The sequence below is a fragment of the Dyadobacter sp. SRI_021 genome (assembly GCF_057586235.1).
Genome location: NZ_JBYCZM010000003.1, coordinates 149997 through 163169, shown reverse-complemented (window position 1 = coordinate 163169; position 13173 = coordinate 149997). Strand labels below are relative to the sequence as shown.

The 13173-nt window shown below is 49.8% G+C and carries 10 protein-coding genes; 2 read left to right on the top strand and 8 right to left on the bottom strand.

All coding sequences use genetic code 11. The features are described 5' to 3' along the window. Positions 1 to 98: 98 nt before the first annotated feature. Positions 99 to 632: a YceI family protein gene (locus AC2YIT_RS10040; protein WP_430844369.1), complete on the bottom strand. Its 534-nt coding sequence runs from the start codon at positions 630 to 632 to the stop codon at positions 99 to 101. Positions 633 to 815: 183 nt separating this feature from the next. Here AC2YIT_RS10040 and AC2YIT_RS10035 point away from each other — a divergent pair, with 183 nt between their 5' ends. After that, complete coding sequence (locus AC2YIT_RS10035; protein ID WP_487279088.1) at positions 816 to 1616, top strand: transglutaminase domain-containing protein; 801 nt, start codon at positions 816 to 818, stop codon at positions 1614 to 1616. A gap of 340 nt (positions 1617 to 1956) precedes the next feature. On the opposite strand, the gene kbl is transcribed toward AC2YIT_RS10035, so the two are convergent. Beyond that, a complete protein-coding gene (gene kbl, locus AC2YIT_RS10030; protein ID WP_487279087.1) occupies positions 1957 to 3144 on the bottom strand; it encodes a glycine C-acetyltransferase in 1188 nt (395 codons plus the stop codon). Between the two features lie 105 nt (positions 3145 to 3249). Continuing rightward, a complete protein-coding gene (locus AC2YIT_RS10025) occupies positions 3250 to 4200 on the bottom strand; it encodes an NAD-dependent epimerase/dehydratase family protein (protein ID WP_487279086.1) in 951 nt (316 codons plus the stop codon). Between the two features lie 172 nt (positions 4201 to 4372). On the opposite strand from AC2YIT_RS10025, the gene AC2YIT_RS10020 reads away from it, so the two are divergent. Further along, entirely contained in the window at positions 4373 to 4834 is a 462-nt protein-coding gene (locus tag AC2YIT_RS10020) for an Lrp/AsnC family transcriptional regulator (RefSeq protein WP_106594330.1), read from the top strand. Here the strand turns inward: AC2YIT_RS10020 and AC2YIT_RS10015 are convergent. Genes AC2YIT_RS10015 through AC2YIT_RS09995 form a run of 5 tightly spaced genes read right to left on the bottom strand, consistent with a single transcriptional unit; the run spans position 4831 to position 13099 of the window. After that, complete coding sequence (locus tag AC2YIT_RS10015; RefSeq protein WP_487279085.1) at positions 4831 to 7233, bottom strand: hypothetical protein; 2403 nt, start codon at positions 7231 to 7233, stop codon at positions 4831 to 4833. The two genes, AC2YIT_RS10020 and AC2YIT_RS10015, sit on opposite strands and share 4 nt — an antisense overlap. 25 nt (positions 7234 to 7258) lie before the next feature. Further along, positions 7259 to 8437 (bottom strand): DUF4249 domain-containing protein, encoded by a 1179-nt coding sequence (locus tag AC2YIT_RS10010; protein WP_487279084.1) that lies wholly within the window; start codon positions 8435 to 8437, stop codon positions 7259 to 7261. Between the two features lie 20 nt (positions 8438 to 8457). Beyond that, positions 8458 to 9588 carry a DUF4249 domain-containing protein gene (locus tag AC2YIT_RS10005; protein ID WP_487279083.1) on the bottom strand — a complete coding sequence of 377 codons (1131 nt, stop codon included), beginning with the start codon at positions 9586 to 9588 and terminating at the stop codon, positions 8458 to 8460. A gap of 14 nt (positions 9589 to 9602) precedes the next feature. Continuing rightward, complete coding sequence (locus AC2YIT_RS10000; RefSeq protein ID WP_430844360.1) at positions 9603 to 12374, bottom strand: TonB-dependent receptor domain-containing protein; 2772 nt, start codon at positions 12372 to 12374, stop codon at positions 9603 to 9605. Beyond that, entirely contained in the window at positions 12371 to 13099 is a 729-nt protein-coding gene (locus AC2YIT_RS09995) for a hypothetical protein (RefSeq protein WP_430844358.1), read from the bottom strand. Before AC2YIT_RS09995 ends, AC2YIT_RS10000 begins: the two co-directional genes overlap by 4 nt. Positions 13100 to 13173 lie beyond the last annotated feature (74 nt).

The window sequence follows — 13173 nt, the reverse complement described above, 5'->3', positions numbered from 1 at the left end:
GCTACCCGTATTTTCTATTGAAATCAAAAATACCCGGCAAACCAGTTTTAAGGTCCATGCCGGGTATTAAAAGTTTATGAAAATAGTTAAACCACTGATTATCCCTGCTTTACAAGCTGGATATTAGCGATCAACTTCACGTCCTCACCAATTACTAAGCCGCCTGAGTCGGTCAGCTGCATGTAATTCAGGCCGAATTCCTGACGGCTCAAACGGCCCTCTACTTCGAAACCAATGCGCACATTGCCTTCACTATCCTTTTCCGCGCCGCCATATTCGGCATCGAGCTCGATAGGTTTGGTAATGCCTTTCAGCGTCAGAAGTCCGGAGAGCTTATAGTTGTCGCCCTTTACTTTATGAAAATAGTTGGATTGAAAGGTAATATGCGGGAATTGCTCGGCATCGAAGAAATCCGCCGACCGCAAATGGGCATCGCGCATTTCCACATTGGTATCGATACTGTTCACATCCAGTGAAAAGTGAATTTCCGCGTTTTCAAAATTATTGAGGTCCGAAGTCGCCCCGCCTTCAAAGTTGTTGAAGGAACCTGTAATCGTCGAAATGACCAGGTGTTTGATTTTGAACTGCACTTCAGAATGCGCCGGGTCTACGATCCATTTTGTAACTGCCATAGGTGTATTATTTAAATTTCACTAAATACTACTCGCTCTAAAATTAACATTCCTGCTGTACAAACGTCGATTAAAACGATTTAATTCTGGTGGAAGCGGGTGTTCACAATAAAATAAATGGCACGTAATTTTTAAGTAACTAAGCATCATTACATTTAGTACAAATACTAACTCGACCCATAAATGAAAATGAAGGGCAGAAGCATATTCACGTACGACGTGTATGCCCCCACCACCGTAACGACCATGTTACGCCCCCGTCGCCAGGAAGGCCAATCGATCATTCAGGAAGGTTTCAACATTGAGCCGCCGGTGCCGTTTTCAGAATATACCGACATTTACGGTAACCCGTGCCAACGTACAATCTTGCCGGTAGGCCGGGTGACGATCACTACCGAAGTGCAAGCCCAGGTAAACGAAACGAAGCCCATCCCCAATCCGCCGCCTGCGTATATGCTGGTAGGGGATTTGCCCGATGAAGTCATGCATTACATCCTGCCAAGCCGCTATTGCCAGTCGGATTTACACGAAATCAATGTGCTGGCACTGGAAATAGCAGGTAACCTCACGCCCGGATATGAGCAGGTGGAAGCGATCCGTTCGTGGATTCACCACAATGTGCGCTATCAATACGGGTTTTCCAATGCCGCCACCACCGCGCTCGATACCGCCCGCGCTCGCGTAGGCGTTTGCCGCGACTTCACGCACCTGGCCATTGCGCTATGCCGGAACCTCTGCATCCCGACGCGCATGACCGTCGGATACCTGGATAAACTGAAAGACATGGATCTGCACGCCTGGTTCGAAGTGTTCATAGGCGGCGAATGGTACACATTTGATGCCGTGCAGGAAAAAACCGAAGGTTACCGCATCGAAATCGCCCACGGCCGCGACGCCGCAGATGTGGCAATGGTTACCCAATACGGCAACGCGACGCTGCAATCGCTGCATGTCGAGGTAGAATTGCTCGATTCGGAACAGTAGGGGTGGTCAGAAGTTGTCAGGGATGGTCAGGTTTGATCAAGAGTCAGGTGTAGTCAAGTATTGTCAGGTTTGGTCAGGTATGGTCAGGCATTGTCGAAAGCGACAGAACATTGCTGTGCTTTGGGTAAAGCACATTGCCGGAATCGCGTAGCGACGTAATATGGGTAGCAATCCAAGCAAGTGATGGATTCCCGAAAATGCCTCGTTGCGTTTCCTACCAATATTATATGCCTAGCGGCATTTCTTTCAGGACCACACTTGACAACCCCGACTACACCTGACAATTCCAGACCACACTTGACAACTCCTGACAACACATGACTTTAATGACTACACTTGACTAAATAACGCCCAGTTCTTTCCCTACCTTCGTAAACGCCGCTACCGCCTTTTCGAGGTCCGCCTGCTCGTGCCCGGCCGAGATCTGCACACGAATGCGTGCCTTGCCTTGGGGAACCACGGGATAGAAGAAGCCGATCACGTAAATGCCTTCGTTGAGCAGTTTGGCAGCAAATTCCTGCGCGAGTTTTGCTTCGTAGAGCATAATAGGTACAATCGGGTGCTCGCCTAGGAGAATATCGAAACCAGCGTCGGTCATAGCCTTGCGGAAATATTGCGTGTTCCGTTCCAGCTTGTCGCGCAATGCAGTGGATGAGGTGAGTAGATCGAGTACTTTAATGGAAGCTCCTACAATGGAAGGCGCTAATGTATTGGAAAACAAATAAGGCCGCGAGCGCTGGCGAAGGATCTCTACAATCTCTTTTTTAGCTGCCGTGAAGCCTCCCGACGCACCGCCTAATGCCTTTCCGTAAGTACCTGTAATGATATCGATACGCCCCATTACATTGCGATACTCATGCGTACCGCGGCCGGTTTTACCCATGAAGCCCGTAGCGTGGCATTCGTCGATCATCACCATGGCCTGGTATTGCTCGGCCAGATCACATATTTGGTCCAGGCGGGCGATGGTACCGTCCATGGAGAACACACCGTCGGTTACGACCAGAATGCGGCGGCTACCTTGCGCGTCTTGGAGCTGCTTTTCGAGGTCAGCCATATCGTTATGCTTGTAGCGAAAACGCTTGGCCTTGCATAATCTCACGCCGTCTATGATCGAAGCGTGGTTCAGCTCGTCGGAAATAATGGCGTCCTGCTCGTTCAGCAAAGGCTCGAAAACCCCGCCATTCGCATCGAATGCCGCAGCGTAGAGAATGCAGTCTTCCGTACCGAGGAATTCGGCCGTTTTGCGTTCGAGTTCTTTATGGATATCCTGCGTGCCGCAAATAAACCGCACCGACGACATCCCGAAGCCATGCGAATGAATGGCGTCGATACCGGCCTGGATCACATCAGGATGCGAAGAAAGGCCCAGGTAATTATTAGCACAAAAATTAAGCACATCCGCGCCATCGGTAGTAGCGATGTGAGCAGACTGCGGCGTGGTGATCACGCGCTCTTTTTTATATAAACCAGCCGACCGGATCGCTTCCAGTTCGCCCTGAAGTTCTTGCTTTATGGTACCGTACATGATGATGAATTTTGAATGACCGAATGATTGAATGACTGAATAATGCGATGACTGAATGACCGAACACTACTTTATTCAATCATTCAGTCATTCAATCATTCGAAATTAACTAACCAAATGATACTTCTTCCGTAACTCGCTGATCATCTCTTCCGTCATCTTATCGAGCGAATAGCTTGGCCGCCAGCCCCAGTCTTTCCGGGCCTGGGCATCGTCGATTTCCTGGGGCCAGGAATCGGCGATGGCCTGGCGGAAGTCTGGCTTGTAAGTTATGTTGAAGTTTGGAATTATCTTTTGAATGCTTTGGGCGATTTCCTCCGGGGAAAAGCTCATTCCCGCGAGGTTGTACGAGGTACGTACTGAAATCTTCTCGGCAGGCGCTTCCATCAGGCGCACTGTAGCGTCCATGGCGTCGCTGATGTAGATCATCGGCAAAGTCGTTTCTGGCTTCAGAAAGCATTCAAATGCTTCTCCTTTCACGGCCTTGTGATAAATGTCCACCGCGTAATCCGTGGTACCGCCGCCCGGCATCGACTGGTAGCCGATAATGCCTGGGTAGCGCAGCGAGCGGATGTCTACGCCATAACGTTTGAAATAATAGTTAGACCAGTTCTCGCCCGCCGCCTTGCTGATGCCGTAAACCGTTGCAGGGTCAAGGTACGACCATTGCTCTGCCAGCGTATCCACACGATCACCAAAAACGGCAATGGAGCTTGGGTAGAAAACTTTGCTTACCCCGTTTTCACGCGCTACTTCCAGCACGTTGAAATACGTTTGCATATTGATATGCCACGTTCGGAGCGGGTCCTGCTCGCCTTTTGCGGAAAGAATCGCCGCCAGGTGATAGATTTGCGTAACGCCATATTTACGTACGAGTGCAGCCATTTCGGCGGCATTCGTCGCGTCGAGTTGTTCAAAGATGCCGGTCGGGAATTCGGGCATGCGGATGTCCGTTGCCACCACTTTTCCCAATCCGTAAATTTCCCTCAGATATTCCACCAGGACAGATCCGATCTGCCCGTTTGCTCCTATTACTAAAACGCAGTCCGTTTTCATAAAAAACAACTTTTGGGTAAAGCATAAATCACTTGCAATTTCCCATTTGTGAAAATTATTTTCAACAAACAGCCAGTTTCCCAGGAAACATTACCACACTATTTGATTTTTAAAGTAAAATTTACTTTTTGAGATTCAATTCGAAACCCGTACCAGTAAATATTATTGCCCCATGGAACAGTTGGACAAAATCGATACCAAAATCCTCCGCATTCTTCAAAAAGATGCTAAAAAAACAACCAAGGAAATCGCAACGATGCTCAATCTCACGGTATCGCCTGTATACGAGCGGATCAGGCGTCTGGAGAGCCTGGGGTACATTAAGCAATATGTAGCAATTTTAGATAAAAAACTCATTAACAGACAGGTTACGACGATCTGCCAGGTGTCAATGCGCTATCATAATGAGGCATTTATCGAGAAGTTCGAACAGGAGATACAAAATCTCCACGAGGTGCAGGAATGTTACCACATGGCCGGACAGGTTGATTTTCTCTTAAAAATCAACGTCGCCAGCCTCGACGAGTACCACGATTTTGTGAAATATAAGCTGTCGAAGATCGACAACATTGGTGTGCTTAACAGCACCTTCGTTTTGAAGGAGATCAAGCACACCTCGGAGTTTTACATTTAAAGGCTTCTTTTCTTGACGTCGAAGGAGACGGTTTTACTACCGGCCGTGCCATCCGGGGTAATGCCCTGGATCACGACCTTGTAGCGACCGGTCTGGTCGGAAGTGTAAAACTCGACCGTCGCCTTGCCGTCTTTGCCCGTCGTAACATTCGGCGCCCAATGCAGGAGGTTCCGGAAATCGGCGATACGGCTGTTGGCATTATTGCTGTCGTATTTCGGCGCATAGAACTCCCTTTGCGCCTGCACACCCTCGTACGGCATTACCAGCACCTTCGGATCGAGTTCAAACCCACTCAGGTCGCCCCGATAAGTCGAGAAACTTACGATACCCGTAAAAGTCATCGGCCCCAGGAAGTAGCGCGAACTGATCAATTCGATTTTCTTCACTTTCAGCGGGTCCATTTCGATGATCTTGTCGGCATCAAAAACCGGGATACCATCCAGGAGCATCAGCGGATCGGTCGTGTAATAGGTATTGGGTACCAGCTTATCGATCATTCGCAAATGGAATTCTTTTTGCCGTCTGCGAACGAGAATGCCTTTCACATATTCCCTCAGAACTTCTTCCATGGTGGGAAAACGGGTAAAATCATCGAGGAAATACTTCTCGTCGGGCACCCCGAAGAATGGCAGTGAATCGGTCAGTACGGCCTTTTTCTCGGTATAGATTCGTGGAAGAAACGCATTGCCGGTTTGCATATTGATGGATCGCGTCAGCAATTGGTTTTCCTGGTTTTTATCGAAGAAAAAAGAGGGAACGGCGGTCGTCGAGAACTGTCGGGAAAACGGCGAAGCCACTTCGAAGCGATAGGTAGAATCCTGAGCTAAGTCGGTTTGCAGGGTAATTTCCTTCGGGCCTGTGAACTGGCGTACTTCAAATTTTACCCGGCCTTCGTTATCGCTCCTATCCACATACAGGCGTGCGGGCACATCCAGCGACGCCAGGTATGCATCCTTGTTGGCCGCCGGTTTTCCATCGGCGCGGTTGAGCACGCGGGCGTGAATGAAATGTCCGTCGTATTCAGGCAAATGTTCGAAACTAACCAGCTGACCGCCGAAAACCTTATCCCATTTCAATCGACGCCAGCCATGCGTAAGCATCAGGTTGTCGAGCTGCCGGTCGGTATCCGGATTTGCATTTTGAAAATAATAGCCCGGGTTTTCAATATCGCCCTTCAAATCGGCGGTGAGCCATAAATAGCTGTGCATATCGTGCTGCGGCTGGTATTGGATCGAATCCTCGAGGTATACCGCCACCGACAAATTACTCCAAGCCGGAAGTGCCTGCCCTGCGGCAGCCGAGATATTCATGGCTACCTTTTCTCGTCCGATGAAGCTTTTGCCCATTTGTGCATCGATGGTCAGTTGTTTTTCGGGGCGTTTGAAATACAACCGTTCACAAACCGGCTTCAGCTTTTCGTTGAAGATCGTGATCTGCGAAATGCCCTCCCCGAGCCTGGCCTTTTCAAGCACAAAAACGGCCGGGCTTTTACCCAATCCTTTCTTGCCGAACACCGCATTTGCCTGACGCGTGTGTGCGAGCAGATATACGGTCGCGGGATCTTCGCTTTCAAACTTTCCGGTTACAGTCACTTTCACCAGCGCCGAAGTAGAGTCTTTCACCTCCATGACGTATCCCTGCGGTTCCACTTTCGGAAACTGATATTCGAAACGTTTTCCCTTGCTATCGGTAATCGTTGCTTTATAAACTGCATTCTCTTCCGGTTTCAGCTTAAAGTAGCCGATCCCATTCAGTTCCGGTTCAAATTCGCGGACAGTTTCATTCTGCCCGTTGAGGATCGCCCCTTTGAATTTAATACCCTTACCATCTAGGCCCACGGCACGAAATGCGACTTTGCTTTCGATACCGCTTACCAAATGTCCTCCTTCCGGGAAAAACTGCACATCATAGCGGGTTTCTTCCTTCGAGGCCCTGTCGGGATCGAAGCGAACAAACGGGTTCAGGATAGCGACCGAGGTTTCAAAATAGCTTTCGGCCGAAAAATTCTTCATCCAGTTGGTATAGCACCGCAGCTTGTACTTGCCGCTTACGAGTGTGGACGGTACCAGCGCCGAGCCATTTCCCCGCCCGTCGACCATGGCGAACTTGGTTTGCAGCACCGGATTGTTCTCACTGTCCAGCACTTCCAGATAGGCTACTTTGCTCAGGTCGAGAAACCGGTGCGTGGCACCGTTGAGGTTATAGGCTTTGAACCAGATCGTTTCCCCGACGAGGTAAAACGGCCTGTCGATATGCACAAACAGCTTTTCCTGCACAGCCCGCTCGGTATAAAGCCCGAACCGCTGCCGAATGGAAGCGAGCATGGCGTCGTCCTGCGCGTACGACGAGCTGTAAAATGCCAGCGCCAGCAAACCGCAAATAAATGTCCTGAGTTTCATTGTATATTTTCAGACAATAGAATAATCATTGATACCAAAATGAAGGCTTAGTGGTCGTACCGCCCTGCGACCGGCAATCCGCACACGATTCCGAAGTTCCGAGATAACCACCCTTGCCATCTCCCATATAATAGTAGAGCAGCACCGCGGAGCCGTTAAATGCATCGTTAAAATTGAGCGTATCCGGCGGTGCACAGCGCGGGTATGAGCCCAACGCTTCGCGGATAAATATCCGTTGCTTTTGCTCCTGCGCAGCACTGAAATAGCCAAATACCAGTTCCCTGGCGTCGGCCTTGGCATGGATATTACCTGTTACCTGCGACGGTTGCGGGTCGAAAAGGCTACCGGTCCCCTGCGTCGTTTTGGCCAGGTCGGTCCAATACTCGAATGCCTCCCGCGTGAGCCCATACTGTTTCACCAGGATCGAATACCCGAAATACAATTTGTTGGTACCGATATCCACGATATTGACGGGCAAATCACGGATAATATCCTGACTGAGTTTGATCGTCGACCCTAGTTTGATATCCCTTGACGATAATGTCCGCCAGCACACGTTAATATTATCCTTCCGCGGAACGATCTGATTAGCCGTATAGTCACGCGTCAGACTTGAATAGTAAGCCATCCGGTATTCGTAGGTTTCTTCAAAATTCCAGCGGTAAAAACGCGTCTGATTACTCGGGTCATGCGTATTCACATAGATCATCATCGCATTCCGCCCAGGATCCAGGCGATAGGTAACGCTGTCGATTGGCGGGGTTTTGCTCACAACCACGTAATCGGATTCGTATTCCCGTCCGTTGGACCGTTTGATCCTCAGCCGGTATTTAACATCACGGTTAAAATTCGTCGGCGGCAATTTGTACGAACCGTTACCCATATCCTGAAATGCGTAGCTCTCGCCATTTTCCGCATCGGCCATAATCGTGGCACCGGATTCCTTTTCAAATACCTTGTCATCGTTCACGGCCTGTGTGTGGCTCAAAACGATCCGGCTGGTATCGCCGCTCACATTCAGGAAACCGTCCACCACCAGGTAAGTACCGGGATTGGTCACTTCCGGCGGGGAAAATGGTTCAATACAGCTGTTGACCACCATCCCGGCAGCCGCCATCATTCCCCTCAACGCCCAACTTCCCGAACGTCGCTTACCGACCCCGCAGGCCTCTTTCAGATTTTTGATGAAGTCTATTCCTTTCACAGTCATTCCTTGTAAAATCACTACCAATAAGAGGGTCTTTCTGTCGTACCACCTTGCACGCGGCAATCGGCGCACGAATGGCCCGCCACCAAAACAGAGTCGGAGCGTGGTCCCCAATAGCTAAGCAGTAGCTTGGCGGTGTTGAAAGCACATTCATCGGCATCCCGCGACGAGCAGCGGATGGGGATCGTATCTGGCTCGATACAGCGCGGGAACATACCTAGCCGCGGCGTGACGGTGAGCCTGCGGGTTTCTTCCGTAGCCGCACTGAAATAACCGAATGCAAGCAAACGTGAATTGGAAGTATGCCGAATGTTACCCGTCACTTGCGACGGCAATACATCGAAAAGACTACCGGTTCCCTGGGTTGTTTTGGATAAAGCCGTCCAATATTCAAATGCATCTCGTGAGAGGCCGTATTGTTTTACCAGGATACTGTATTTGATGTACAGCTTGTTGGTAGGGATAGGTACCCGGTTCAGCGGCAGGTCTTTGATCACATCGCTACTCAGCTTTACGGTACTGCCCAGCAAAATGCTCGCGGATTTCAATTTGCCCCAGCATTTATTGATATTATCCGGCCGTGTTACGACCGAATCGTTCCTCACTATCAATGCGGAATAATAAGCAGCCTCGTATTCCCAGGTCTCTTCGAATTTCCAACGGTAAAACTGCGTCTTACCCTGGGCATCATGCGTATTCACATAAAATATCGCGGCGTTCAGCACCGGGTCTACTTTATAGGTTACGCTATCGATTACCGGGGTAATGTTTACACCTACGAATTCGGAAAGATATTCCTGATTGTCTTTCGTTTTGATCCGCAATCTGTACTTCCCGGACCGGTTATATTGTCGCGGCGGCAGGGTGTAGACCCCCGGACCGGTTTCCTTCATCGACAACGTTTCACCATTTTCTTCCTCCACAGCCAGCTGCGCGCCTCTTTCGATCGTCGGGGATGCTGTTGCATTGACATTCTGCGTCCGCCGCAGTTCGATCCGCGTCGAATCGTTGCCGCTCACATTCAGAAAGCCGTCGATCACCAGGTAGTTTTCATCCGAATTAACTTCAGGCGGCGAAAACGGCTCAACACAGCTGTCGACGATCAGCAGCAACACGAAAAAACCTATTTTTAAAAACCAATATCTCATAGCCCGCTCCCTTTTTAGAATCTGAAATTGTAAGTAACGGTCGGGATCGGCTGTCCGAAAATCGAGAGCTGGTAACCATTCACTCTTCCGGCGACGGTCTGGAAATAAACCGAGGTAGGGTTTTTCCTTCCCAGCACGTTATACACCGCGAGCGTCCAGGAACTGTGCGCCAGCTTTTTGATCCGGTGATTACCCTCGATATTCATCGCTAAATCCATCCGGTAGTAATCCGGAATGCGGAACTGGTTGCGGTCGGCATAATATACACGTTGCGAACCGTCAATAATGTACTTGCCGATCGGCGGCGTGTAAGGCCGGCCTGTGCTGTAAGTAAAGTTGAACGACAGGCTGAAACGGTGTGAGAAGCGATAATTCGAGATCAATGTGAAATCGTGCGGTTTGTCATAGTTGCTCGGGTAGAAATTACCGTTGTTCGGTGCATCGGGTGAGTCACGGTCCACCGCACGCAGAAGCGTCCGCGCGTAAGTGTAGCCGACCCAGCCATTCAGTTTACCCGTCATTTTCTTGATCATGAATTCAACACCATATGCTTTTGCTTTGGTATTGATCACCGCAGCTTCGATGTTGTGGTTCATGAAAAGCGAATCGCCGCCTTTGTAATCGAGGAAATTGCGGATGTTTTTATAATAACCTTCCAATGAAACCTCGATCTTATTCCCCCGGAAGTTCCGGTACAAACCGATCGAAAGCTGGTCGCCGATCTGCGGTTTGATATAGGGATCGCTCAGTTTCCAGATATCGGTGGGCGATACCGTCATGGTGTTCGTCAGCAAATGGATATACTGGCGCAGGGTGTTATAACTGGCTTTAAGCGAAAGGTTATCCAGGATGCTATACCGTACCGAAGCGCGATATTCGGGGCCGCCGTACGACTTGATCTTCTTGCCCGATTTGTATTCCTGAACGCCTTCCTGATAAATGTAGTCGATCGGGAAGCCGGGCAAGTAGGTATTAACCGATTTCGGGCCCAGGTATTGGAAGAATGACCACCGCAAACCACCCGAGATAGACAGACGCGGACTGACCTCCCATTTGTCTTCCAAATATAATGCGCTTTCCGTCGCTTGCTCGGCTTCCAGCTCGTCGGGTACAATGAGCGACTCGCTGCCGCGCGGTTTGAACGAGCCCGGATGCAGTTTGTAATAAATAGTGCTTCCCCCAAATTCCAGTGTATGCTTTGGGTTGAGAGCATAGCTGAAATCCGCTTTGAAATTAGATTGGTTAATATCGAATTTCAGGTCGAAAGAGTTGAGCGGAAGCCCTTCTGCTTCCATCGCATACTGGTACTTGCTGTGCGAGGCCGTGAGCACACCATACAGGCGCGAATTGAAAGTGTGTTTCCATTTAATGGAACCCAACTGGTTGCGATAGGAATACAAAGTGTCTCCATAGAGCCGGAACTTGTCGTTACTTGTGTAACCCGTCAGCGAAACGCTGTTCTTTTCATTGATTTCATAATTGAAATGCAGGTTCACGTCATAGAAATTGGCCGAGCTCCTGTTATAAGTTTCATTATCCAATGCTCTGATCACCCAGTTGGAATAAGTCGAACGACCGCCGAGAATGAACGACGCCTTATCTTTCACCAAGGGCCCTTCCAATGTAACCCGGCCGGTAACGAGTCCGATCCCGCCCGACGCTACGAATTTCTTCTTGTTACCATCACGGCTGGCGATATCGAGCACCGACGCCAGCCTGCCCCCGAATCGGGATGGAATGGTGCTTTTATAAAGCTCCACTTCCTTCAAAACATCCGGATTAAATGCCGAGAAGAACCCGAAAAGGTGAGATGGATTGTAAATCACCGCATCGTCGTACTGGATCAGGTTCTGATCAACCGAGCCGCCACGGACGTTCAGACCAGTGCTGTTCTCCCCTACCGACTTGATCCCCGGCAATGTGAGTACCGTCCGCAGCAAATCCGTTTCACCGAATACCGTCGGCACTTGTTTCAGGTTTTTGATGGTCAGTTTCACGGTACCCATTTGCGTACCTACCACATTTTTGTCCATGCCGGCCTTCACCGACACTTCTTTCAATGCGATCACACTTTCACGCATTTCAATGTCGAGCTTGCCATCGGAATACAGTATTACCTGGCGCTGTGTTTCGCGCATACCAGTGCTTTTAATGCGGACAATCTGCTTTCCGCGCGGGATCGTGAGCGCGTACTGCCCGAGCGCATCCGTGGTGACACCAATTGAAGGCGAAGTGATAAACACCGCTGCCCCAATCACAGGCTCGCCCGTCACCGCATTCCTGACATACCCGGTGATCGTCGAATTACCGGGTGTAATCCTGTGCTTTCGTATCCCTATTTCATGAACTTTGCTTTCGGCGGTCGATAGTAGTTTCTCTTTAATATCACTCTCGGGACCCGCATAGGCAATGGAGTCGTTCTCACCGGCACGCTCCGGATTGAACAATCCCGGGGTGAGCTGCGTGATGATCTTCTGCCCGTGCGTAATGTAAATGCGCTTTTGCCCGTCGATAGCGTATTCAAACTCGGAACCTTTAAAAACCTGGTCGAGCACCTCCCGGAGCGAGAGGTTGTTCACATTCAAATCCAGGGTGAGGCTATCGAAGCGGGTCGCGTCGTAGTAGAAATAATAGCCCGTCTGCGCCTCCACCTGTTTCACAAACTGATCGAACCGCGCCGAATCGAGTTTCATCGTAATCTTTTTCTCGGGCACATTCTGGCCATAAGAAAAGTGGGTGGTAAAAATGCAGCAGAAGATAAAGGTGAGTGGTAAAAGTATTTTCATTTGGCTAAGTTGTCGTAGGTTTCTACCATCTTCACAATGGCCATTTCGCGGTTCTTACGGAATTTGATCTTATTCTCCCGCAGCACCTTGCGCAACTCCCGCTTGCGGTCCGGGAACAGTTCGAGCATCGATTTCTTCGTGTGTACCGAATGGTAACGGTCGTCTTTGAACACATAGAAAAAATTCTTTTCGGGATAGTAGGCTATCACTTTTTTCTCTACGATTTTCTCCTGCCGCGACTTGGTCCTGCGCACAAGCGTGCGCGACTTGCCGCTGTAAACGACATCGTAAAAGCCGGTCCGCATTTGCGGGTTAATGTCCTTCCCGGCTTCAAGTCGTGCAAAATGGTGGTTATCGACGATAAATGAATCCACCTTCACGGTTTGTAACAATATATGGTCACCATTGAAATGCCGGATCACCAGCTCGTCATGGAAAATGTCGTAGAGCATTGGGATGCTATCAAACTGCTGCCCGTCGTAAAGCACCATACCATTGAGCCAGCGGCGCTGCTGGTAAAACTGGTGCTCTTCCATACGTGCGTCGTACACGTAGTACTGGCGCCCATTGTAAAGGTTCTGGGAAATGGAAGTGGCATTCTTGTATAGGGATACCGGATAGGCAGCAACCTCCCGGGCAGAAGAAACTTCGGCCAGTGTTCCCTGGGCATACGTTTTCCCCGAAACCAGGGCACACAGAAATAATGCAGTGGTAAAAATACGCATCTACGCAAGTTGATTTTAAAGCAGTACGTTCAAAGGTTATCGAAATGTTGCAGTACCGGGGCGTGTACTCGTCG